The organism is Zoogloea oleivorans (genome assembly GCF_008107625.1).
GTDB classification, from domain to species: Bacteria; Pseudomonadota; Gammaproteobacteria; order Burkholderiales; family Rhodocyclaceae; genus Zoogloea; species Zoogloea oleivorans.
Map to the genome: position 1 here is coordinate 55889 of NZ_SDKK01000002.1, position 24095 is coordinate 79983.

The following is a 24095-nucleotide window of genomic DNA, read 5'->3' on the forward strand; positions in this document are numbered from 1 at the left end:
ACAGACCATGACGAGCACAACGAATGGTGACGATGCGCCGCTGACAACAGCGGGCTGGGATCAGAATGTCTGCCAGGCACTGATAGACGAGTTGTGGGCACTGCGCGAACACATGCTCACCACCGAGCGCGCATTCTCCGAACGGCTCCTGGCGGTGTCCCCGCCCCATCAGCCGAGTGCCCGCAACCTGGTGCACTACCTTGCCCTGCGCCAGGAAGACCGCCGGCCCTTGCAGGAGAAGCTGGCCTGGCTCGGCCTGTCCTCGCTGGGGCATGCCGAATCTCACGTCCTCGCCAACCTGGATAAAGTGCTGGGCATTCTGCACCGGCTGACCGGCCAGACGTGGTCCGAGCGCTCCCTCGAAGAGCCCGCCGGCATCCACAGCAGTCACCGGTTGCTGGAGCAGCACACCACAGCCCTGCTCGGCGCCCCGCCACCGGGCCGCAAGGTGCGCATCATGGTGACGCTGCCCTCCGAGGCCGCGCTTGATTACGGCCTCGTGCACCAGCTTGTCGCTGCCGGCATGGACATCGCGCGCATCAACTGTGCGCATGACGATGCCGGGAGGTGGTCCTCCATGGCGGCCCACGTGCGCAGGGCGGCGCAGTCACTCGGCCGGCCGGTGCGCATCCTGATGGATCTGGGCGGACCGAAACTGCGCACCGGCGCGATCCCGCCGGCGCCTGCGGTCCTCAAACTCCAGCCGACGCGCGACACCTTTGGTCGCGTCACCAGAAAAGCGTGTCTGGGCCTGCGCGCCTTCGGCTCGACGATGCCCGTTGCGGGTGCCTCGGCACACATCGCGGTCAGCCCGGACTGGCTGGCCAGGCTTGAAGCGGGTGACAAGCTGGACCTGGTCGACGCACGCGACGCACACCGCCGCCTGACGGTGCTCAGGCGCGACGGCGCAGGCGTGCTGTGCGAATGCCGGCAGACGACCTATTTTGTGCCGGAGACCCTGCTGGAGCGCCAGCGCCGGCGTCACCGGCACGGAAAGCACAGATCCCGCCTTGCTGAGCTGCCGTCCAGGCCCGGCAGCCTGCTGCTACGCCAGGGCGATCTCCTGCACCTGACCCGCTCGACCTTTGCCGGGCCCGTCCAGGAGGACAAGGTCACAGAAGAGGACGCCATGCTGTCGATCTCGTGCACGCTGCCGGAAGTCTTCACCCAGGTCTGCATCGGCGAGCGCATCTTTTTTGACGACGGTCGCATTGGCGGCGTCATTCGGGAAGTCGGCAGCACAGCGCTGACCATAGAGATCGTTCAGGCCAGCCGCGACGGCAGCCGCCTGGCGGGCGACAAGGGCATCAACCTGCCCGACAGCCAGCTCGATCTGCCCGCCCTGACCGAAAAGGACATCGAGGATCTGTCCGTTGTCGCCCGCCATGCCGACCTTGTCGGCCTGTCCTTCGTGCAGCGGGGCAGTGACATCGATGCGCTGCGCAGCCGGCTCGATGCCCTCGGCGCCCACGAGATCGGCGTCATCTTGAAGATCGAGACACGACGCGCCTTCGAGAACCTTCCCGAACTGCTGCTCTCCGCCATGGCGAGCCGCACGGCCGGCGTGATGATCGCGCGCGGCGACCTCGCGGTTGAATGCGGTTACGAACGCCTGGCCGAAGTTCAGGAAGAAATCCTGTGGGCAACCGAAGCCGCCCACATGCCGGTGATCTGGGCCACGCAGGTGCTCGAGACCCTGGCCAAGACCGGTCAGCCCTCCCGCGCCGAAATCACCGATGCGGCCATGGGCGAACGGGCCGAATGCGTGATGCTGAACAAAGGCCCTTACATCCTCGATGCCATGCGCGTTCTCGACGACATCCTCAAGCGCATGCAGTCCCATCAGGCGAAGAAACGTTCGCTGCTGCGCGCGCTCGCTGCCTGGACACCCTTGCCACAACGCCTGCCTTGAACCATCTCGATAGGGAGCATGCCGATCATGAGCACGACAACGCACAACACCCCTGCAGCGTCCCGGCCTGACAGCTACCGCAAGCCGCCGGGCGGCCCCGATGCCACGCGACTTTACCGAAAGATGCGCGATCTGCATTCCGGCGTGACCACGGCGATTGACCCGCTCGGCATGGCCGCACCGATCATTCACGCCCAGGTGGCGTGGCTGCTGCACCCGCAGGAACTCGGTGAGCGCATGGCGCAACTCAGCTCCGACCTGTGGCAACTGCAGTGGCACACCACGCACCGCCTGCTCGGTCTCGAACACCCGGACCCGATTCGACCCAATGCCGACGATGCCCGCTTCAACGACCCGATCTGGTCCGAGTCGCCCAACTGGGACATGGTCAAGGACTGGTATCTGGCCTTCACCCACCGCGCCCAGGACATGCTTTACGACACCCCCGGCCTGTCGAGCAAGGATCGGCGGCGGGCGGCTTTCTGGTGGCGCAAGTGGCTTAACGCCGTGGCGCCGACCAATTTTTTCTGGACCAACCCGATTGCCATCAGGAAGGCGGTCGAAACCCACGGGCAAAGCCTGACTCGGGGCTGGCAGAACTTTCTCGAGGATGCCCGGGCGGGCGAAGTGCACATGACCAATCCCGACGACTTTCATGTCGGAGAAAACCTTGCCACCACCGCCGGGGCCGTCGTCTTCCGGAACCGCCTGCTCGAAGTCATTCATTACGCCCCCACGCAGGCACAAGTCCATGCCGAGCCGGTCGTCATCATCACGCCCTGGATCAACAAGTTCTACGTGCTGGACCTTACGCCAAAGAAGAGCATGGTTCGCTACCTGCTCGACCAGGGGCTCGATGTCTTCATCACCAGCTGGAAGAATCCCGATGCGTCGATGAGGGAGGTGTGCTTCGACGACTACCTGACCGAAGGCGTCGACGCGATCGTGCAGACCGCCCGCCGCATGTCCGGCGCACAACGGGTGCATGCGGCTGGTTACTGCATCGGCGGCACGGCACTCAGCATGTACATGGCCTGGGCCAATCGGCACTACGGCGCCGATGCCGTTCCGGTCGCCGACTGGACCTTGTTGACCACGCTGATCGACTTCCACAAGCCGGGCGATATCGAAGTCTTCATCGATGAAGGCAGCGTCAACTACTTGTGTGCGCAGATGGAGCGCAAGGGCTACCTGGACGGCAAGGAGATGGCTGCCGCCTTTCGCCTGCTGCGCTCGAACAGCCTGATCTGGCACTACGTCGTGCAAAGCTGGCTCTACGGCGAAACGCCGCCGCCTTTCGATGTGCTGTACTGGAACATGGATACGACGCGCATGCCCCAGGCCATGCACAAGTGGTACCTGACCGAACTGTACTTGCACAACCGCCTGATCCAGGCGGGCTCACTCATCGTGGCGGGTGAGCCGCTCGACCTGGCCGAAATCCGGCAGCCTCTGTATGCGGTTGCGGCCGAAGACGATCACATCGCGCCGTGGGCACAGGCCTTCAAGATCGTGAACCACGTCGTCGCCGAGAAGCGTTTCGTGCTGTCCAGCTCCGGGCACATCCTGGGCATCGTCAATCCGCCCGCCAAGCCGCCCAAGCGTCGCTATTGGGCCGACACGGCCCATCGTGCCGATCAACCCGGTGTGTGGCAGGCGCGTGCCGGTGAGCATGCCGGCACCTGGTGGGAAGACTGGATGGCGTGGCTCAAGCCCAGGGCCGGCGCGCAGGTCGATGCACGCCCGGTCGCCACAACGGATTTCCCCGCATTGGCCCCCGCACCGGGCACCTACGTGCTCGAAGCCTGATGCGCCTTTCACACTCTCTTTAGACCAATCAACCATGTGGATACTCAGCCTGCTCAAGCCGGACTCACCCCTGCCCCAAGAGGCGGTGAGTGCCACGCAATTTACCGACATGCATCTGGCACCTCGACAGGAGGAAGCATCGATGATTTTCTTTGAATTGTTTTCCAACGCGCCAGAGATCATCAAAATCCCGGCAGGACAGCCGCTGTTTCGCGAAGGCGAGCACGGGAGCACGATGCACGTGCTGATCCGCGGCGCCGCTGAAATCACCATTGGCAGTCATCTGATGGAGGCTCTGCTACCCGGGCACATCGTCGGCGAAATGTCGGTCGTTTCGCCTGGCCCCCGTTCCGCCACGGTTACGGCAACGGAGGACTGCGAATTCGTCGCCATCAACGAGCATCGCTTCAACGAACTCGTCCGGCAAGCCCCGGATTTTGCGCTGAAGGTCATGCGCACATTAACGGAGCGGCTGCGCAGAACCGACGCCAGCGTTCGGCCTGGCGCTCAGGTTTCAACCGTGGCCCATAGCTGAACGATTTCACTCTCGTTCGCCGTGCATCAGTTTCGGCCCTTGCTCAAAGGCGGCGGGAGGACTCACAGGGCCAGCATCAGGCGGCTGTCGAAATGGGGGTTTTCGCGCTGCAGTTGCGCGGGGCTGGTGGCGCTCTTGATGCCCCGGCAGTAGCCCATGGGGTTGGCCACGATGCGGGTGCGCCCGATCTGGTAGTCGAAGCTGTCGTGGGTGTGTCCGTGGATGTGCAGGTCGGCGCGGCCCAGGCAGTTGCCGAGGTCGGAGGCAAAGGCGGCGCTGGTGAGGTCGCTGGCAAAGCGGGGGTGGATGCTCCGCGGGTGCGGGGCGTGGTGGGTGATGACGACCGTCTTGCCGACGAAGGGCTCGGCCAGCCGGCACGTCAGCCAGTGCCGTTGCGCCAGGTGCAGGGCACGGGCTTGGTCGGCCGAGAAAGGGGCCTGCCCGTCGTCGCCGGTGATGGTGTGGTGATCGGTAATGTAGTGCTCGCAGGTGCGCATCGCGACCACCCGGGCGGCTTCGCCGAACACGCCATAGTCGGTCCACAGGGTGCAGCCGATAAAGCGCACGCACGCCAGCTCACACACCCCGGGCGCCAATACCGTCACGTTGGGAAAGTCGACCGCGCGCTGCGCGAACTCGGCCAGCACCGCCGGCACGCTGGCGCCGTAGAACTCGTGGTTGCCCGGTACAAACACCACCGGACACGGCCAGTCGGCAAACAGGTCGAGCGCCCGCGTGCCCGTCGCCACGTCACCGGCGAGCACCAGCACGTCCGCGTCGGCGGGCTCGACGCCGCGGAAATGCGGAAACCGCGGTTCGAGGTATTCGAGGTGGAGGTCGGAGGCGAACTGAATCCGCACCTGTGCGTTACTGACGGGCATCACTGGCTCGCTGTCGGGGTGGCGTTCATGGCGTCACGCCTTGCGGGGGCGCGGCGCACCTCAGGTGATCGTGGTCCACGCAATGCCGGAGACGGATCTATTGTGGCGATAAAGATTCTGCTGACGGCACATTGCGCATGGCGGCCAGTTTGACGTAGAGCGTGCTGCGCGAAATGCCCAGGTTGCGTGCCGCCATCGACAGGTTGCCCTGGGCACTGGCGACGGCGGCATTGATTGCGGCCCGTTCCATTTCGGCCAGGCGACCGGCCGCCATGGCTGGCGTCACCTCGCCGCGCGCCAGTACGGCGTCAACCGCCGCAGCGGCGATGTGCGGCGGGAGCAGGCTGCCGTCGAGGCGATGACCGTCGCTCAGCGCGAACATCGCCTCGAAGACATTTTGCAATTCGCGGATATTGCCCGGCCAGCGATAACGCAGCAGATGGTGCAGGACTTCGGGGGCCAGGCTTTTCGGCGGACAACCGTATTTCCGCGAGAAGCGCTGGTTGAGGTGGGCGATGATCGCGTCGATGTCGTCCGGACGTTCGCGCAAGGGCGGCAGGTTCAGGCTGACGACGCAGAGACGGTGAAACAGATCCTCCCGAAATCGCCCCACGCCGGCATCCGTCTGCAGGTCGCGGTTGGTGGCAGCGATGATGCGTACGGCGACTTTGCGCTCCCGGGTGTCACCCAGGCGGACGACCACGCCATCCTGCAGCACACGCAGCAGGTGGGGCTGCATGTCGAGCGGCATTTCACCGATTTCGTCGAGGAACAGGGTGCCGCCATCGGCTTGCTCGAACTTTCCGGGCAGGCCACCGCGGCGGGCCCCCGTAAAGGCGCCCTCACTGTAGCCAAACAGTTCGCTGGCCAGCAGTTCGCGGGTCAGTGCGCCGCAATTGACGGCGATGAAGGGGCCTTCCGGCTTGCTGCTCGCCTTGTGGATGGCCCGCGCGAAGATTTCCTTGCCGGCACCGGTTTCCCCGAGCAGCAGGACCGGCAGGTCGAGCGGTGCAATGCGCCGCGCCCGGGCCTTTGCGGTGGCGATGGCGGCGCTGGTGCCGATGATCTCGGCGAAGACATCCGATACCGCGCCGTCCGCGCTGTGCAAGGGTGGCAGATTGACGGCCTGCCGCGCTGGCTGGCCGATGGGGATGGCAAGGAGAGTACCGAGTTCGCCCTCGCGGGAGCGGATCGGATGCAGCCATTCCGGGCGTAACCAGCCCGGTGTCTGGCAGCTGCGTTCATCGGGCGACAGGCCGAGGTTGAGCGCGGCAACCTGGCTGCCAGCCTCGAAGGGCAGGCGCACACCATACATTTCGCGGGCCTGCTGCATGCTGCCGCTGGTCCTGACGATACGGCCGCGATGGTCGAACAGCACGACGCAATCGTTGCCATGACGACTGAAACCGTCCATCGCGTACTGCAGCAAGCGGCCGTGCGCTTCGGCATCGCGGCGTGCCAGCACGCCCTCGATCTGCTTCGCCGCAGAGATGACCAGACCCAGCGTATGGCCGTGGAAGGTCTCCTTGACACCGGAGACGTCGACGACACCGAGCAAGGTCTTGCCCAGGGGGTCGAGGATGGGCGCGGCGGCACAGGTCCATTGTTTGACGTCGATACAGTAGTGCTCGCTGGCGTAGATCTGGACTGGCTCGTGGGTGGCAATCGCCGTGCCGATGGCGTTGGTGCCGATCAACGCCTCCCCCCAGCAGCCGCCAGGCGCAAGGTTGATCTGCTCGCCGGCGTTGCGCGCCCGCGATTCGCCGTTGAGATCGAGAATGGTGCCGCTCGGATCGCTGAGCATGATCAGCGTGCCCGATTCGCGCAGTATTTCGCGCAGCGTCTCAAGCACCGGCCGGGCCGCTTCGTACAGGTCTCGTGAGCCGTCACGCAACAGACGAATCCGCTCTCCGCTGGCAACCGGCGCACTGCTGCAACCCGGATCAACCTCGCCGGAGCGGCTACGGCGCCAGGAGTCGAGCACGACATTGCGCACCCCGCCACCCGACAATGGACGGTCCCGCAGAAAGTGTTCCCAGGAACTGGCGACGACCTGCTCGTCGCCGATTCGCGGAATCAGAAGATTGCTGTTGAGGGTCACTATTGGGCTCGCGGCACGTGCCGGAATTCTTGTATCGGGACAACAGGTTTACTTATCCGTAACCGTAGCCAGCGACGACCAAAAAGTCAATCAAAGTCCTTTTATATCAATAGGTTGTGCGGCGCACAAAATCCGGACGGAGTGTCCGGTTTCCGGACAGCCGGCAGTTTTCGTCGTGATCCAGGACATTTTTTCTCCTCGTGCCGGACAGCTGCTTTTTTCTGCCGCTTTTTTCCAAGCCGATGATTAATAGAATTATTTAGCGCATTAAAGGGCTTTTTTGCAGCCTGGCCCGCCCCTTGCCATCAGGTCTGTGTGGGATCACTCACCACAAACACACCAATGACAGGAGGCAAACATGCAAAGCCAGCAGTCAAACGTACAGGTGATGGGAATCGATGCCGGTGGCACGATGACTGACACCTTCTTTGTGCGTGCCGATGGCCGCTTCGTGGTCGGCAAGGCGCAGAGCAATCCGGGCGACGAATCCCTCGCCATCTACAACTCGTCGGTCGATGCACTCGCCCACTGGGACAGGGAGGTCGACGACGTCTATCCGGAGCTGGTGACCTGCGTTTATTCCGGCACCGCCATGCTCAACCGCATCCTGATGCGCAAGGGGCTCGATGTCGGCCTGATCTGCAACCGCGGCTTCGAGCAAATTCATTCGATGGGTCGTGCCTTGCAGAGCTACCTGGGCTACGCCCTCGAAGATCGCATCCACCTCAATACCCACCGCTACGACGAACCGCTGGTGCCGGTGTCGCGCACCCGTGGCGTCACCGAGCGCACCGACGTGCAGGGCAAGATCGTCATCCCGCTGCGCGAGCATGAGGTGATCCAGGCCACCCGGGAGCTGGTCGAGGCCGGCTCCCAGGCCATCGTCATCTGCCTGCTGCAATCCCACAAGAATGAACTCAGCGAACAGCGGGCCCGCGACCTGGTCAAGGCAGAGCTGACACGGCTCAAGGTGGACATCCCGGTCTTTGCCTCGGTGGATTACTACCCGTCGCGCAAGGAAAGCCACCGGATGAACACCACCATCCTCGAAGCCTACGGCGCCGAGCCCTCGCGCCAGACGCTGAAGAAGGTCAGCGACCGCTTCAAGAAACATGGCGCCAAGTTCGACCTGCGCGTGATGGCGACGCACGGCGGCACGATCAGCTGGAAAGCCAAGGAACTGGCCCGCACCATCGTCTCCGGCCCGATCGGCGGCGTCATCGGCTCCAAGCTGCTCGGTGAATACCTCGGCGACGAGAACATCGCCTGCTCCGACATCGGCGGCACCTCGTTCGACGTGGCGCTGATCACCAAGGGCAGCTTCGCCATCAAGTCCGACCCCGACATGGCCCGCCTGGTGCTCTCACTGCCGCTGGTGGCGATGGACTCGGTCGGTGCCGGTGCCGGCAGCTTCGTGCGTCTCGACCCGTACAGCAAATCGATCAAGCTCGGCCCCGACTCCGCCGGCTACCGGGTCGGCACCTGCTGGCCGGAAAGCGGGCTGGATACCGTGTCGGTGTCCGACTGCCACGTCGTGCTCGGCTACCTGAACCCCAACAACTTCCTCGGCGGCGCCATCAAGCTCGACGTGCAGCGCGCCCGTGACCACATCAAGGCACAGATCGCCGATCCGCTCGGCCTGTCGGTCGAAGATGCGGCGGCCGGTGTCATCGAACTGCTCGACCTGACGCTGTCCGAATACCTGCGCGCCAACATCAGCGCCAAGGGCTACAACCCGGCCGAGTTCACCTGCTTCTCCTACGGCGGTGCCGGCCCGGTGCATACCTACGGCTACACCGAAGGCGTCGGCTTCAAGGATGTCGTCGTCCCCGCCTGGGCCGCCGGCTTCTCGGCCTTCGGCTGCGCCTGTGCCGACTTCGAGTACCGCTATGACAAGTCGGTCGATCTCGGCGTCGCCCAGTTTGCCAGCGACGAGCAGAAAGCCGCCGCCTGCACGACCCTGCAGGAAGCCTGGGAAGAACTGGCGACCAAGGTCATCGACGAGTTCGTCATCAATGGCTACCAGCCGGAAGACGTGCTGCTGATCCCCGGCTACAAGATGCAGTACATGGGCCAGCTCAACGACCTGGAAATCGTCTCGCCGGTGACCCGCGCCGCCACGGCCGCGGACTGGCAGCAGATCATCGAGTCCTTCGAGAACACCTATGGCCGCGTCTACGCCAATTCGGCGCGCTCGCCGGAACTGGGCTTCTCGGTCACCGGCGCCATCCTGCGCGGCATGGTCGTGACGCAAAAACCGGTGCTGCCGGAAGACGCGGATGCCGGCCCGACGCCGCCCAAGGAAGCCTATCTCGGCACCCGGCCGTTCTACCGCCACAAGAAGTGGGTCGAGGCGGCGCTGTGGAAGATGGAGTCATTGAAGGCCGGCAACCACATCGTCGGCCCCGCCATCATCGAATCCGACGCGACGACCTTCGTTGTGCCTGACGGCTTCGAAACCACGATCGACAAGCATCGCCTGTTCCATCTCAAAGAAGTCAAGTGAGGAGACCCACCATGAACATGATGAGCACCAAGGAAATCGGCATCGGCAAGCTGCTGGCCAGTGGCATGACCCTCAAGCAGCACCGCGATGCCATCATCGAGCGCACCAAAACCACCGGCTACTACAACGGCCTGGAACAGCTGGAACTGCGCGACAGCGACCCGATCGGCTACGAAAAACTGTTCTCCAAGCTGCGCGGCGGCCTGGTGCATGCCCGCGAAACCGCCAAGAAGATCGCCGCCAGCCCCATCGTCGAACAAGAAGGCGAACTCTGCTTCACCCTCTACAACGCCGCCGGCGACTGCGTCCTGACCTCGACCGGGATCATCATCCACGTCGGCACCATGGGCGCAGCGATCAAGTACATGATCGAAAACAACTGGGAAGCCAACCCGACGATCAACCCCGGCGACATGTTCACGACCAATGACTGCGCCATTGGCAACGTGCACCCCTGCGACATCGCCACCATCGTGCCGATCTTCTGGGACGGCAAGCTGATCGGCTGGGTCGGCGGCGTCACCCACGTCATCGACACCGGCGCGGTCACGCCGGGCTCGATGTCCACCGGCCAGACCCAGCGTTTTGGCGACGGCTACATGATCACCTGCCGCAAGACCGGCATCAACGACGAGCCGCTGCGCGACTGGCTGCATGAATCACAACGTTCGGTGCGCACGCCGAAGTACTGGATTCTCGACGAGAAAACCCGCATCGCCGGCTGCCACATGATCCGCGAGCTGGTCGAGGACGTGATCCGCGCCGATGGTCTGGAAGCCTACGAGAAGTTCTCGCACGAGGTGATCGAGGAAGGCCGGCGTGGCCTGATGAGCCGCGTCAAGGCCATGACGCTGCCCGGGGTCTATCGCAAGGTGTCCTTCGTCGATGTGCCCTTCAAGCACGAGGACGTGCAGGTTTCCAACGCCTTCGCCAAACTCGACTCGATCATGCACTCGCCCTGCGAGATGACCATCAAGCCGGACGGCAAGTGGCGCCTCGACTTCGAAGGCGCCAGCCGCTGGGGCTGGCATACCTTCAACGCCCACCAGGTGGCCTTCACCTCGGGTATCTGGGTGATGATGTGCCAGACCCTGGTGCCGACCCAGCGCATCAACGACGGCGCCTACTACGCCACCGAGTTCCACCTGCCCAAGGGTACCTGGTGCAACCCGGACGACCGCCGCACCGGCCATGCCTACGCGTGGCACTTCCTGGTCTCCGGCTGGGCGGCCTTGTGGCGCGGCCTCAGCCAGTCCTACTTCAGCCGCGGCTACCTGGAAGAGGTCAATGCCGGCAACGCCAACACCTCCAACTGGCTGCAGGGCGGCGGCATCAACCAGGAAGGCGAGATCCACGCGGTGAACAGCTTCGAGGCTTCGTCGTGCGGCACCGGCGCCTGCGCGGTCAAGGATGGCCTGAACCACGCCGCCGCCATCTGGAACCCGGAAGGCGACATGGGCGACATCGAGATCTGGGAGATGGCCGAACCGCTGCTCTACCTTGGCCGCAACGTCAAGGCCAACTCCGGCGGCTACGGCAAGTATCGCGGCGGCTGTGGTTTCGAAACGCTGCGCATGGTCTGGAACGCCCAGGACTGGACGATGTTCTTCATGGGCAACGGTTTCATGAACAGCGACTGGGGAATGATGGGCGGCTACCCGTCGGCCACCGGCTACCGCTTCGAAGCCCACAAGACCGGCCTCAAGGAGCGCATCGCCCTCGGCGACTCGCTGCCGCTGGGCGGCGACCTTGATCCGACCCGTCCGGACTACGAACGCCACATCGATGCCACGTCCGTGGTCAAGCGCGACAAGCAGTGCATGACCACCGAGGACTGCTACGACAACCACGACCTGTACCTGAACTACCTGCGCGGCGGCCCCGGCTTCGGCGACCCCATCGACCGCGAGGTCAAGGCCATCGAGAACGACCTGAACCAGAAGTTCCTGCTCCCGGAATACGCGCAAAAGGTTTATGGCGCGGTATTCACGCAGGATGCCAAGGGCGTGTTTGTCATCGACGAAGCCAAGACCCAGGCCCGCCGCACCGAAATGCGCAAGGAACGCCTGGCCCGTGCCCTGCCGACCCGCGAGTGGATGAAGGAAGAGCGCGAACGGATCATCAACAAGCATGCGTCAGTGCAGGTTCAGCACATGTTCGCCACCAGCTTCGCCCTGTCCGAAAAGTTCACAAAACAGTTCAAGGACTTCTGGAGCCTGCCCGCCGACTGGGTTCTGCTGGAGGAAGAACTGGGCGTGCCCACCTACGGCTCCAAGCACCGCATGGATCTCTCGCTGATGCCCGACGTCACCACGGTTGTCCAGGTCGAAGAGTGACCGTCCGTCCCAACGACACCCCGAATCAAGGAGCAAGAAATGTCATACACGAATGAACAGGTCGCCCATCTGGTCGAAGGCTCGCTGGACTGGGAAACCACTTTCCGCATGCTGTCGATGCCCAAGGACAACAGCCGCTTCGAGCAGTATGTCGCGGCCTTGCAGGCCAAGGTCAGCTTCAAGGACCGCATCGTGCTGCCGCTGGCACCGCACATGTACATCGTGCAGTCGGCCAAGACCAAGCAGTGGCTCATCAAGTGCGACTGCGGCCACGAGTTCTGCGACTACAAGGAGAACTGGAAGCTGCACGCCGCGATCTACGTGCGCGACACCGAAGAGGCAATGACCGAGGTCTATCCCAAGCTGATGGCGCCGGATACCCAGTGGCAGGTTTATCGCGAGTACTACTGCCCGACCTGCGGCACGCTGCACGATGTGGAGGCGCCGACCCCGTGGTACCCGGTGATCCACGACTTCGAGCCGGATATCGAGGCCTTCTACAAGGAGTGGGTGCACCTGCCGGTACCGGAGCGGGTTGACTGAGCACCGAACCGGAGGGAGCCGGCATGACTGGCTCCCTCCTGCGCGCGCGTGCGCCGACGACAGAAAGAAAACAGCTGGGGACTGCACGATATGAACAAGGTATATGCAACGAGCAAAGCCGCACTGGACGGTCTGCTCTTCGACGGAATGACCGTCGCCGCCGGCGGCTTCGGCCTGTGCGGCATTCCCGAAAATCTGATCGATGGCCTGCTGCAAGCAGGCACCCGCAGCCTGACCATCATCGGCAACAATGCGGGTGTCGACGACTTCGGCATGGGGCCGCTCCTCAAGACCCGGCAGGTGAAGAAGGTTGTCGCCTCCTATGTCGGCGAGAACAAGGAGTTCGAACGCCAGGTGCTGGCCGGTGAACTGGAACTCGAGCTGGTGCCGCAGGGCACGCTGGCCGAGCGCCTGCGCGCCGGCGGGGCCGGCATCCCGGGCTTCTACACCAGGACGGCGTTCGGCACCCAGCTCGCCGAAGGCAAGGAAACCCGCCAGTTCGACGGCCAGGATTACGTGCTGGAACCGGCCATCCGCGCCGACATCGCCATCGTCAAGGCCTGGAAGGGCGACCGTGCCGGCAACCTGGTTTTCCGCAAGACGGCGCGCAACTTCAACCCGATGATCGCCACCTGCGGCTGCGTCACCGTCGCCGAGGTCGAGGAGCTGGTCGAGCCGGGGGAACTCGATCCCGACCAGATCCATACCCCGGGCATCTACGTGGACCGGATCATTCAGGGCGCCGGCTACCAGAAGCGCATCGAGTTCCGCACCACGGCCGATGCCACACCGGCCGCCAGGCCTGATCCTGTGCGCGAACGCATGGCACGGCGCGCGGCGCAGGAGTTGCGCAACGGTTATTACGTCAATCTGGGGATCGGCATTCCGACGCTGGTCGCCAACTACATTCCCGAGGGCATGCACGTCACGCTACAGTCGGAAAACGGGCTGCTCGGCATCGGTCCCTTTCCGCCGGCCGGGCAGATCGATCCCGATCTGATCAACGCCGGCAAGCAGACCATCACCAGCATTCCGGGCAGCAGCTTCTTCTCCAGTGCCGACTCCTTCGCGATGATTCGCGGCGGCCACATCGACCTCTCCATCCTCGGTGGTCTGGAGGTGTCGGAAGCCGGCGATCTGGCCAACTGGATGGTGCCCGGAAAAATGGTCAAGGGTCCGGGTGGGGCGATGGATCTGGTCTCCGGCGTGGGGCGGGTGATTGTCCTGATGGAGCACACCGCCAGGGACGGGGCGCCCAAGATTCTGCCCCGTTGCAGCTTGCCGCTGACCGGCAAGGGGGTGGTGGACATGATCATCACCGACCTGTGTGTTTTTTCTGTGGATGCCGGCCACGGCCTGACCCTGGTCGAGTTGCACCCCGGGGTTTCGATGGCGGAAGTCATGGCGAAGACGGGCTGCGGCTTCTCCGTTTCGCCGGGCATCGCTTCGCGGCAGCCAGCCGAACTGTGTGCCGGCTCATGAACAAGGCAGGAAAAATCAATGACCGATAACTACACCGATGGATTGACGGTGCGCCGACAGGTGATGGGCGACGAGTTCGTCGAACAGGCCTTAGACAATGCGACTGAATTCACAAAACCGCTGCAGGACTTCATTACCCGCAATGCCTGGGGTTCCGTCTGGTGCCGCGGCGGAATTGATCTGAAAACACGCAGCCTGATCACCATCGCCATGCTGACGGCCTTGGGACGGCAACACGAATTGCGCGGGCATGTGCGGGGGGCGCTCAACAACGGCGCATCCGCGGTGGAAATTCAGGAGATCCTCCTGCACGCAGCCGTATATTGCGGTGTGCCGTTGGCAGCCGACGCCTTTCGGTCTGCAGAGCCCGTGCTTTCCGAAAGTCTGACCATCAACGCCAGAAATGCAGGCACGGACACCCACGGGACCCTTCAAGCAAAAAAGCGCCGCCCCGCGGGGTGACGCTTTTCCGAGCAGCGAGAGCCATCAATTGGTGCCTTCTCCGCCAATCGGGCCAAGCTGCATTCTGAGCTGGTCCCAGGCGTCTGGAGACGCGCCGTAGCTCGAAGTGTAGCCCTTGCCGTCCTTGTACATGTCGCTCCGCACCGGGCCTTGCGCGCCAGCGGCGGTCGGCTCCATCGAATCGTAGACGTCCTTGCTGCCGTACATCTGCATCCGCGAGCTGTCGGTCAACTCTTTCAGGCTGTCATAGAGGTCATGATCGGCGGCCTGAACAGCTGCCGGCACCACCGCGAGGACGCTTCCGGTCAGGAATACGAGCCCGATCCTCATCATAAAAGTCTTTTTCATTTTGCCCTCCGTTTGCTTTGTCCTCCCTGATTTGACGGAACAAGAAACGTGGTGCTGCGCATCGCTGGGTGCCAGGGCGGGGAGCCCATCTGCAGATAGCTGCATGCACATCTACATAGTAGTCGACAGAATCAGTCGGGAAAGGTCGATTTGCATAGGACGACCTTTATCTGGCGGAGGCGCTGAGGCCGGCCGCCACCGGGGCGGGCGGAACGACGTCGGCAAGGGACAGCAGGTCGAGCACGCTGACCACCAGGGCGCGGTGTTCCAGCGGGGCGTTGTGGTACCAGTGGTTGAGGAAGCTGCGCAGGGAGCTGCGGGCATCGGCCGGGTCGAGGTTGAGATAGGCCAGGGCCTGCCAGTTCTCCGGGTTGCTGTCGAAGAGGGGCAGCAGCAGGTTGGCGAGGACTTCGTTCTTCTGGCGCAGGTAGGGATCGTCGCGCAGGGCGCGTTCGTTGTCTTGCAGCCAGCTGGCCAGCGGGGCCTGGGGCGGCAGCTGACGATGGCCTTCGGCGATCAGCACATCGAAGAAGCGGCGCAGGGTCTTCGCCTCCTCGGCCCACTCGGGTGCCGGCGGGGCGACCTCCCAGGCCTGGGCCAGGCTCTTCAGCGTGAATAGGGAGGCGGTTTCGCACAGGGTCTCTTCGAACCACTGGTTGTAGCGGGTGGGCTCGGTGCCGGAGGCCACGTGCTCGTCGAAATTCGACAGTACATGGCACAACTCGTGGGCAAATTCGTAGGCGTAGAGGTGCCAGTTTTCGCCGCGGGCATGCAGGCGGATGCGGTATTCGCCCTGCGCGCCACGCCCATACAGGGCCACCGGCGGGCCGTCGGTGTGGGTCACGATGATTGGCGCGGCGAGCTTGCCGGGCATTTGCGAGAGCAAGGCTTCGGCCACGCCATTGAGTACGGTTTCGATGGATTCCTTGCGCGCATTGCCCCACCCGCCACCCTGGACCTGAATGTTCAGGCCGAGCTTGCGGCTGCCGGCGGGCTTCTTCGCCGCAGCGGCCGCCTCGCCGCCATCCGCCCAGGCCAGCGAACAGGCGATGGATGCGAGGATGAAAGGCAGCTGCATGCCCCGGCGAATCCAGTTGGCCGGGGCACTGCGTCGAAAGGAAATGCGCTTCTTTTTGGTCACCCTTTCAGGATAGATCGGCGCCGGGACTTCCGCGCTATCATCGACGCCGTTGCTGCAACGCACCAGCCCTCCCCTCACACCCTTTTTGCCGCCATGCTTACCCGCCTTCGCCGCTCCCTGGCCGTGCTCGTCCTGTGCCTGCCCTGTCTGTCCGTCACCCCCTCCGTTACCCTGGCGGCCGATGCGCCGGCCGACCCGCGGGCGCGCATCGAAGCCGCCGCCCAGACAGCCATGGCCGCCATCCAGAAAGGCCCGCGTGACATCGCCCTTGGCGAAGAAGGCAGCCTCAAGCTTCCGGCCAGCTACGGCTTCATCCCCAGGGTCGAAGCCGCCGCCATGCTGGCCGCCCAGGGCAGCCACACCGGCAAGGGCTTCTATGGACTGATCGTCGGCGAAGAACTGGATGGCTTCCTGGTGCTGGAATACGAGGACGCCGGCTATGTGAAGGACGAGGACGCCAGGGACTGGGACGCCGCCAAGCTGCTCGACAGCCTGCGCGAGGGCACCGAGGCCGGCAATGAGGAACGCCGCCAGATGGGCGTGCCGGAATACAGCGTGGTCGGCTGGGTGGAAGCCCCCAATTACGACGTGGCCACGCACCGGCTGGTGTGGTCGGCATCGGTACGCACCAAGGGCGCCGAAAACCGTGGTGACGGAGTGAACTACAACACCTACGTGCTCGGCCGCGAGGGCTACTTCTCGATGAACCTGGTCACCAGCCTGGCCAGCATCGACAAGGAAAAGCCCGCCGCACGCGAACTGCTGGCCGCTCTCGACTTCCATGAAGGCAAGCGCTACGCCGACTTCAACTCATCCACCGACAAGGTCGCCGAATACGGCCTGGCGGCGCTGATCGGCGGCATTGCGGCCAAGAAGCTCGGCCTGCTGGCAACGCTGGGCATCTTCCTGGCCAAGTTCTGGAAGGTCGGCGCGCTGGCCTTCGTCGGCCTGGGGGCCGGCGCCCGCAAGTTCTTCGGCAAGAAGGACGCGTCTTGAAACTGCTCCTGCTTCTGTTCAGCGGTGCCAAGTTCGGCAAGCTGCTGACCACCGGCGGCACCATGCTGATTTCAGTGGTGGTGTATGCGTGGATTTATGGCTGGCGCTATGCCGCAGGTTTTGTGGGGCTGCTGTTCTGCCACGAGATGGGCCATTACGTAGCGGCCAAACAGCGCGGCCTCAACGTGGGCATGCCCACCTTCATCCCCTTTGTCGGGGCGTGGATCGAGCTGAAGGAACAGCCGATGAACGCCGAAACCGAAGCCTACGTGGCCATGGCCGGTCCGCTCGCCGGCACCGTGGCCTCACTGGCCTGCTACTTCTTCGCCCGCTCGGAAGGCAGCGATCTGCTGCTGGCGATCAGCTATTCGGGCTTCTTCCTCAACCTGTTCAACCTCATCCCGGTGCCGCCCCTCGACGGCGGGCGCATGACCGGGGTGGTGTCACGCAAGTTCTGGATGCTCGGCGCACCGGTGCTGGTGGGCATCTTCATGTGGCGCCCCAGCCCCATGTTGATCCTCGTCGCCCTGCTGGCTGCGCCCCATGTGATCAAGGTGTTTCGCGGCCAGGCCGGCGAGGAAGCGCCGGGCTATTACGACACCCCGCCGGGCAAGCGCTTTGAATACGCCCTGCTCTACCTGGGCTTACTGGCCTACCTGGCGGTGATGACTTACGAGGTGCATGAAATGCTCGGTGCGGTGCGGCACTGAGCAAGCCTGCCGGCCCCGTCACTCACAGAAAAAGACGCTGACCAAGCCCGGGGTTGGATACGCAATCGCCTTCAGGCTGACATTCACCCCCTGCGTCTTCAACAGGCGGGCCAGTGCATCGGCCACCGGCTGTTCTTCTGGCGCGGTAAACCGGATCACGTTGCCGGCGATCCCGTAGCCCGACTGTTTGTTGACGCTTTCAGTGAGCATGCGCACCCGCCAGTTGCCGCTATCTCCGGCGGACTTGAGCGCCAGCGCAGCCCTGGCCAGCGGCTCGGACCGCGCCCGCGTCGCTTCGCAGTAGAAGAAGTCCACGTTGTAGGCCCCGACGCCCGAAGCGGCCTTGCGCACGATATCGCCCTGCGGGAACCACAACTCAAAGTGATTCGCGCGCAGGCCCTTGCCGCCGTAGCGATCACTCAGGTCCACGAGACGAACTTCCGGTTTCAGCAGGCGTTTGTTGATCGCCTCAACGAGGCCACGCCCCAGGTCGCTGCATTCCCGCGAATCGAAACAGCGCAGTTCGGCATTCGACGGGTAGGCAGCAACGCGCTCAATGCCCACCACATTCACACTGCGGGAAGCGACGACAAGGGCACCCAGCGACAATGTCAGCTGGCCGACATTGACCTCCGCCTTGTCGTCCCGGGGAACGTGCACATACAGGCGCGGCGCGGCCGGGACAGCGGACGGCGCGACGGGCCTGGCAAGCTCATCGACCACATCCTTGATGCGGTCCGCCTGCGAGTCCAGCGCGCTGGCCGCCGCATCCAGCCTGCCGCGCCAGGCGGGCTTCACGTCGCCCCCCTGAACCGCACTCTGCAGATTGGAGCCGGCCTCGGTCAGGGTCGAGGCGGACATCTTCAACGCCTCTTCCAGCGCCTGGTTTCTCAGCAGGGTCGCGTCAAGCTGGCTCTGCAGGGACTCGTTCAGCCCGCGGGTCGCCGCAGCGGAAGCGAACTGGACCTGGCTTTCCTGCAACTGCTGATAAGCCACGTACAACGCTGCGCACAGCACCACGACCAGGCAGCCAAGCGCAGCGACCCACCGGCGCATGAGCCTGCTGCGCGCCTCACGGCGCTGGCTTTCAAGCTGCTCCCTTTCCACGCGGGCCCGTTCGCACAGCGCCTGCTCGGCCCGCTCAGCCTCGAGGCGATCCCTTTCCAGTTGCTCGCGCTCGCCCCGCTCGCGCTCCGCAACACTGGCGTTGATCAGACTCTGCACCCGCAGCCAGCCCCCGCCGTAACGCTCCGACCAGGCCTCGTTGCGACGCGTCAGCCAGGCCTGCCGCTCACCAGTGGTGACCGGGGACAGCACATTGCGCGGGTCCCGCTCGAAGCTGTCGGCCTGCACAAGCATCGCCCGCCACACCAGGCCGTTACGAAACTCGCGGATCAGCCAGCCGTCCTCCAGATCTCCCAGATCCTTCCAGCTGCGGATCAGGGCCTCGTGGCAGATGTCCACCAGCCGGCCACGGGCCGAGTCCTTTCCTTCGGAAACCGACAGAAAGGACACCCCTTCGGCGCCGAAGGCGTCGATGGCCCTGTCCAGCACCTCGGGGGAAACGCCGATCACCCGGGCCAGTTGCGCCAGGGTCTGGGGCCGGCGGATGGCCTGTCCGTCGGCATTGACCTCGGTAAGCGCCCGGAACATGTCTTCGACAAGTCGCTCATACCCCGGACCAAGCGCCGCGGTAACACGCCTGGCGACCTCGTCGGCGTGATCGGAGAGCATGCCGGCGAGGCCGCGCTCGGCCGGATAATCGGCAATGCCAAGCTGCCAGGGCGCGCCTGCAGCACGCGGCTGGCGCAGGTAGAGTCGCATCAGGCCGTGCTGGATCAGCGGTAGCTGGTCCTGGTTGCCGCCGGTGTCGGCGATCAGGCGCTCGGCCAGTTCGCGGCTGACCTGCCCGTCGTACAGCAGCGCCGGCTCGCGGATCGCCCGCAGCATGTCTTCGTGGCCCATGCGCGGGAGCAGATACTGGGTGGCATTGACGAGTTCAGCGAAACCGCTGAAACGCGCGCAGGCGCCCAGAAACTCGGAGCGCATTGTCACCGCAATGTACAAGCCGGCGGGTGGCGCGTCATGCAGGGAGGTCAGCGCCTGGGTCAGCAGCACGGCCTCGTCGCGGCCATACAGGCGTGCATGCTGGAAAAGCTCCTCGAACTGGTCGAGCAGCAGGCATCCCGGGCCGGCGCCGCGGGCCTCGCGCAAAACACCCACCGCTTCGGCTGCACCCGCCCCACTGTTGAGGGCACGCCGCCAGTCGAGGACACTCGCTTCGTCCTCGCCGTCGCCAGCCAGAACGGCCAGCGCCACCGCCATGTTCCACAGCGGCGCTTCCCGCGGCAGGCAGGCGGCCGTGTGCCAGCCCTCGCCCAGTTCGCCCTGCTCAAGGCGGGCGAGTACGCCGGCACGCAGCAGCGAACTTTTGCCGCTCCCCGAGTCGCCGTGAAGGAAGATCATGCGCTGGCGGACAAGCCGGGACATGACCTCGTCGGTCATCCGCTCCCGTCCGAAGAAAATCGGCCACTCGGCGGTGCGAAAAGGGCGCAGCCCGGGATAGGGGCGCGGCGGCAGAATGACGCCGGCAGCGTGTTCGACGGGCACCTCGTTCATAAGCGCTGCTCCGCCTCGGCACCCTTTTCGGTCAGCCACTGGCTGATCCGCGGCACCAGCGGGTTCTGGGTGGCATCCAGCCAGTCGGCCTGGATGTTGCGCGCCGTCGCCCTGCGCACGGGGGTGGCGATGGACGCCCCGACCGTATCGAAGACGCCACAGGGCAGCGGCCGGTTGCTGCGGGCGCGGGCCGACTGGCGGTCGTGCCGCCCGACGGTCAGCAGATCGCTGTCGAGGAGGCGGCCGTCACCGGCGCCCAGCAGCAGGAGCGCATCGCAGTCGGCCAGCACCTCCACACGCCGGGCACGCAATTCCATCCGGGCCTGCGGATCATCCACTTCCGGATCGGGCTCGCCAGGCAGCACGCTGTAGCCACCGGCGGCCAGTTCCAGCGCCACCTGCTCCCATTTCGCCTGCTGGGTCTTGCGACCGTGCAGATACAGGGCCTGCCCGCCAGCCCCCTGCAACTTGTCGGCATCGGAGCGGGCCTGACGGAGGGACTCGGCGCGGGACTTCAATTCGTCGAGCTTGATGGACAGGCTGCCGACAATGCGTCTGAGTGTCTCCCCGAATTTCGGCTTGTCGCCCCCTTGCACCTCGAACCAGCCCACCGGACGAGGGTCGATCCCCGGCCCGGGCTCATCATGCAGGCGAAAGCCAAGCAAGGGCTCACCCTGGGGGTCGCACAGAGCGGCAGGCCACTTCTCGGTTGTCGGCAGGATGTGCACCACCGCAATGCGTTTGTCGGTCGGCCAGCCCAGCCGCGTCTGCGCCTCGCTCCACCAATTCCGCTCGCGGGCACACCAGTCGGATTTCAGATAGTGCGGAGACATCAGCACGACAAGAATGCCGGATCGCTCTATCTGCTCCTGCAACTGCGGCGTGAGGCCCGCCATCGGATCGATGCCATCGCCAGGGCGGTAGCTTGCATCCAGAAAAACAGCCAAGTCTTCCGTGAGACGCGGGGACATGCGCATTTCATTGTCGAGCGCCTGCACAAACTCTGCCGACCAGGGCTGCAGAAGCGGCCCCGTCCTGCTGGAGACCCCATGGCTATAGCTGATGAACAGGTCATGCTCAAACGGACTGCCGATGTAGGACATCCCCATCCCTTCTTGTCTGAACCCTAAGCGTCACCCTATTTACAATAGGAAAAAGCCAGCACCGGCGCCAGTGCGGACTGGTCCGGGCAGACAGGGCAACAGCCTGAACACTCGCCAGGAACGCACCAAATTAGTGCCTTTATGCACTAAAATAGGGCACACATATTCATGACGGAGACCCTGACGGTGAAGTACCAATCCCTCGAAGAATTCCTTTCTTATGTCGCACAGCGCAACCCCGGCCAGCCCGAGTTCCAGCAAGCCGTTGGCGAGGTCATGACCAGCCTGTGGCCCTTCATTTCGGCAAATCCGCGCTACGCCGAACATTCACTGCTGGACCGCCTGATCGAACCCGAACGAACCATCATGTTCCGCATCTCGTGGGTGGATGACCGGGGCGAGGTACAGGTCAATCGGGGCTATCGCATCCAGCACAATTCGGCCATCGGCCCCTACAAGGGCGGCCTGCGCTTCCATCCGTCGGTCAACCTGTCGATCCTGAAATTCCTGGCTTTCGAGCAGACCTTCAAGAACGCGCTGACCACGCTGCCGATGGGCGGCGGCAAGGGCGGTTCCGACTTTGATCCAAAGGGCCGCAGCCCCGGCGAGGTGATGCGCTTCTGCCAGGCCTTCATGACCGAACTGTACCGCCACGTGGGCCCGAACACCGATGTGCCCGCCGGCGATATCGGCGTGGGCGGCCGCGAAGTGGGCTTCATGGCCGGCATGATGAAGAAGCTGTCGAACGAATCCGCCTGCGTGTTTACCGGCAAGGGCCTGACCTTCGGCGGCTCGCTGATCCGCCCGGAATCGACTGGCTATGGCACGGTGTATTTTGCCGAGGCGATGCTCAAGCATGCCAGCCGCAGCCTGAAAGGCATGCGCGTGGCAGTGTCGGGCTCCGGCAACGTGGCCCAATACGCCATCGAGAAGCTGATCCAGATGGGCGCCAAACCCATCACCTGCTCGGACTCAAGCGGCACGGTGATCGACGAGGAAGGCTTTACGGCCGAGAAACTGGCGATTCTGATGGAGGTGAAGAACCACCTTTATGGCCGCGTTGCCGACTATGCCGCGAAGGTGGGTGCCCGCTTCGAGCCGGGCGTGCGGCCATGGCACGTGCCGGTGGACGTCGCCCTGCCCTGCGCCACCCAGAACGAACTGGATGCGCAGGATGCCGCCACGCTGATCAGGAACGGCGTAGTGGCCGTTGCCGAAGGCGCCAACATGCCGAGCACCGTCGACGCGGTAAAGTGCTTCGAGCACAGCGGGGTGCTGTACGCGCCGGGCAAGGCCAGCAACGCGGGGGGTGTTTCCACCTCCGGCCTCGAGATGAGCCAGAACGCCATGCGCCTGTCGTGGACCCGTGAAGAAGTGGACGGCCGCCTGCAGGAAATCATGACCGGCATCCATGCGGCCTGCCTGAAGCACGGCCGGCAGGCCGACGGCCGCGTCAGTTATGCGGACGGCGCCAACATCGCCGGCTTCGTGAAGGTGGCCGAAGCCATGCTGGCCCAGGGCGTCATTTAAATCACCACCAGGCATGCATGTGCTTGCCCCGCCATGTGCGGGGCTTTTTGTTTTATACGCTCAGGTTTGACAGTGGACAGGGTTGCCAGCCGCATCTATCGTGGATTCATGAAGCTTCGCCCTTACGTCAAGCGCATCGCTGTCATGCTTGCCACGACAAGCCTGGCCGGCTGCACGACCGTCGTCATCCACGGTAACGGAGAGGTCGTCACCGAGCGTCATTTCGGCATTGTGAAAGTGATGATCGGCGAGCAGCGCAGCGCGGCGGTGGCTGTTTCGAGTGTCGGGGTGAGCGCCCTGCCCGGCAGCCTCACCGTCGGCTGGACCGACTGGAAGGGCGTCAGCATTGGCCGGGACGACGCAGGCAGTTGCCTCTTCGTCAATTTCGACGTCATGCACAGCAAGGAGTAGATCATGCCCATCGCACATAGGCCGTTCCGGATGATTGCCGCCCCTGTCTGCCTGATGGGCCTGCAGGCCTGCGCCACGGTGCCGATGGCGCCGCTGGTGTATGGCTCGAAAACCGTCGGTGGCTTCGACATTTCGACCAGCACCGGCGCCAACCCCAGCGTGAGCATTTCGCTGGGCTACAAGCGGGACGATCTGGCGCTGGTGCCAATAGCGGTGCGCAGCCAGGGGGAAAAGGGCGAGCACCTGGTGATCGTGAAGGGGGAGGACGCCAACAAGGACGCCACGCCCCCCGCCCCCCGCGTTGCCGACAAGGACGCACTGTCGGTCTTCGGCAGCTTTGAAGGCCGCGGCATCGGCGGCGCCAGCACGCCGGCCACCTCCATCAACGCGATGGCGGCCAACTACTTCTCCACCGGCATCGCCGCCCAGAAGCTGGCCGGCGGTTTCGGCAAGGCAGAGCGCCTGCGTCAGCTCACCCACTGCTTCAACGCCGTGAAGGAAACCAGCGCGGTGCTGGCCGCGGCCGACCAGGCGGCCGCCGTCAAGGCCGGGATGACGGCCTGCGGGACAAACGGGAACGATTAAAGGCTTTACTCCAGCAGCCTCACAACGGAAAAAGCGGCGCCCGAGAGCGCCGCTTTTCCTTGCTGTTCCCCTCTTGTCGAGGGTC

General features: G+C 64.3%; 19 protein-coding genes. 13 read left to right on the top strand and 6 right to left on the bottom strand.

Translation table 11 applies throughout. From position 1 onward, the window contains the following. Positions 1 to 7 precede the first annotated feature (7 nt). The 3 genes from ETQ85_RS01895 to ETQ85_RS01905 all read left to right on the top strand — a co-directional run bounded on the left by ETQ85_RS01895 (position 8) and on the right by ETQ85_RS01905 (position 4256). The gene (locus ETQ85_RS01895) at positions 8 to 1912 is read left to right on the top strand and encodes a pyruvate kinase (RefSeq protein ID WP_148577440.1); all 1905 of its coding nucleotides are present in this window, start codon (positions 8 to 10) and stop codon (positions 1910 to 1912) included. A 123-nt stretch (positions 1913 to 2035) separates the two neighbouring features. Further along, positions 2036 to 3721 carry a PHA/PHB synthase family protein gene (locus tag ETQ85_RS01900; protein WP_148577612.1) on the top strand — a complete coding sequence of 562 codons (1686 nt, stop codon included), beginning with the start codon at positions 2036 to 2038 and terminating at the stop codon, positions 3719 to 3721. A gap of 34 nt (positions 3722 to 3755) precedes the next feature. Next, positions 3756 to 4256 carry a Crp/Fnr family transcriptional regulator gene (locus tag ETQ85_RS01905; protein WP_246128582.1) on the top strand — a complete coding sequence of 167 codons (501 nt, stop codon included), beginning with the start codon at positions 3756 to 3758 and terminating at the stop codon, positions 4254 to 4256. A 62-nt stretch (positions 4257 to 4318) separates the two neighbouring features. Here ETQ85_RS01905 and ETQ85_RS01910 read toward each other — a convergent pair whose 3' ends face one another. Together ETQ85_RS01910 and ETQ85_RS01915 are read right to left on the bottom strand one after the other, a co-directional pair. Then, the gene (locus tag ETQ85_RS01910; protein ID WP_148577441.1) at positions 4319 to 5137 is read right to left on the bottom strand and encodes a metallophosphoesterase; all 819 of its coding nucleotides are present in this window, start codon (positions 5135 to 5137) and stop codon (positions 4319 to 4321) included. A gap of 97 nt (positions 5138 to 5234) precedes the next feature. After that, a complete protein-coding gene (locus ETQ85_RS01915; protein ID WP_246128584.1) occupies positions 5235 to 7238 on the bottom strand; it encodes a sigma-54-dependent Fis family transcriptional regulator in 2004 nt (667 codons plus the stop codon). 358 nt (positions 7239 to 7596) lie between these two features. Here ETQ85_RS01915 and ETQ85_RS01920 point away from each other — a divergent pair, with 358 nt between their 5' ends. The 5 genes from ETQ85_RS01920 to pcaC all read left to right on the top strand — a co-directional run bounded on the left by ETQ85_RS01920 (position 7597) and on the right by pcaC (position 14567). Beyond that, entirely contained in the window at positions 7597 to 9744 is a 2148-nt protein-coding gene (locus tag ETQ85_RS01920) for a hydantoinase/oxoprolinase family protein (protein WP_148577443.1), read from the top strand. Positions 9745 to 9755: 11 nt separating this feature from the next. Beyond that, the gene (locus ETQ85_RS01925; RefSeq protein ID WP_148577444.1) at positions 9756 to 12080 is read left to right on the top strand and encodes a hydantoinase B/oxoprolinase family protein; all 2325 of its coding nucleotides are present in this window, start codon (positions 9756 to 9758) and stop codon (positions 12078 to 12080) included. A gap of 39 nt (positions 12081 to 12119) precedes the next feature. Next, positions 12120 to 12623: an acetone carboxylase subunit gamma gene (locus tag ETQ85_RS01930; protein ID WP_148577445.1), complete on the top strand. Its 504-nt coding sequence runs from the start codon at positions 12120 to 12122 to the stop codon at positions 12621 to 12623. 90 nt (positions 12624 to 12713) lie between these two features. After that, positions 12714 to 14105: a 3-oxoacid CoA-transferase gene (locus tag ETQ85_RS27395; RefSeq protein ID WP_148577446.1), complete on the top strand. Its 1392-nt coding sequence runs from the start codon at positions 12714 to 12716 to the stop codon at positions 14103 to 14105. 18 nt (positions 14106 to 14123) lie between these two features. Beyond that, positions 14124 to 14567, top strand: a complete 444-nt coding sequence (gene pcaC, locus ETQ85_RS01940; protein ID WP_148577447.1) for a 4-carboxymuconolactone decarboxylase — start codon at positions 14124 to 14126, stop codon at positions 14565 to 14567. A 24-nt stretch (positions 14568 to 14591) separates the two neighbouring features. Here pcaC and ETQ85_RS01945 read toward each other — a convergent pair whose 3' ends face one another. Continuing rightward, positions 14592 to 14915 (bottom strand): hypothetical protein, encoded by a 324-nt coding sequence (locus tag ETQ85_RS01945; RefSeq protein WP_148577448.1) that lies wholly within the window; start codon positions 14913 to 14915, stop codon positions 14592 to 14594. Between the two features lie 166 nt (positions 14916 to 15081). After that, a complete protein-coding gene (locus tag ETQ85_RS26070; RefSeq protein WP_187394553.1) occupies positions 15082 to 15993 on the bottom strand; it encodes a hypothetical protein in 912 nt (303 codons plus the stop codon). Between the two features lie 156 nt (positions 15994 to 16149). On the opposite strand from ETQ85_RS26070, the gene ETQ85_RS26075 reads away from it, so the two are divergent. Together ETQ85_RS26075 and ETQ85_RS01960 are read left to right on the top strand one after the other, a co-directional pair. Beyond that, on the top strand, positions 16150 to 17052 hold the full coding sequence (locus tag ETQ85_RS26075; RefSeq protein ID WP_222862024.1) for a DUF2167 domain-containing protein: 903 nt from the start codon (positions 16150 to 16152) through the stop codon (positions 17050 to 17052). Beyond that, complete coding sequence (locus ETQ85_RS01960) at positions 17049 to 17762, top strand: site-2 protease family protein (RefSeq protein WP_148577451.1); 714 nt, start codon at positions 17049 to 17051, stop codon at positions 17760 to 17762. The genes ETQ85_RS26075 and ETQ85_RS01960 overlap by 4 nt, the downstream gene beginning before the upstream one ends. Positions 17763 to 17780: 18 nt before the next feature. Here ETQ85_RS01960 and ETQ85_RS01965 read toward each other — a convergent pair whose 3' ends face one another. Both ETQ85_RS01965 and ETQ85_RS01970 read right to left on the bottom strand, forming a co-directional pair. Beyond that, entirely contained in the window at positions 17781 to 20381 is a 2601-nt protein-coding gene (locus tag ETQ85_RS01965; protein WP_148577452.1) for an ATP-binding protein, read from the bottom strand. Beyond that, entirely contained in the window at positions 20378 to 21352 is a 975-nt protein-coding gene (locus ETQ85_RS01970) for a toll/interleukin-1 receptor domain-containing protein (protein ID WP_222862025.1), read from the bottom strand. The genes ETQ85_RS01965 and ETQ85_RS01970 overlap by 4 nt, the downstream gene beginning before the upstream one ends. A 318-nt stretch (positions 21353 to 21670) precedes the next feature. Here ETQ85_RS01970 and gdhA point away from each other — a divergent pair, with 318 nt between their 5' ends. The 3 genes from gdhA to ETQ85_RS01985 all read left to right on the top strand — a co-directional run bounded on the left by gdhA (position 21671) and on the right by ETQ85_RS01985 (position 24010). After that, on the top strand, positions 21671 to 23014 hold the full coding sequence (gene gdhA / locus ETQ85_RS01975; protein ID WP_148577614.1) for an NADP-specific glutamate dehydrogenase: 1344 nt from the start codon (positions 21671 to 21673) through the stop codon (positions 23012 to 23014). 108 nt (positions 23015 to 23122) lie between these two features. Next, positions 23123 to 23425, top strand: a complete 303-nt coding sequence (locus ETQ85_RS01980; RefSeq protein WP_148577454.1) for a hypothetical protein — start codon at positions 23123 to 23125, stop codon at positions 23423 to 23425. A gap of 3 nt (positions 23426 to 23428) precedes the next feature. Beyond that, positions 23429 to 24010 (top strand): hypothetical protein, encoded by a 582-nt coding sequence (locus ETQ85_RS01985; protein ID WP_148577455.1) that lies wholly within the window; start codon positions 23429 to 23431, stop codon positions 24008 to 24010. Positions 24011 to 24095 lie beyond the last annotated feature (85 nt).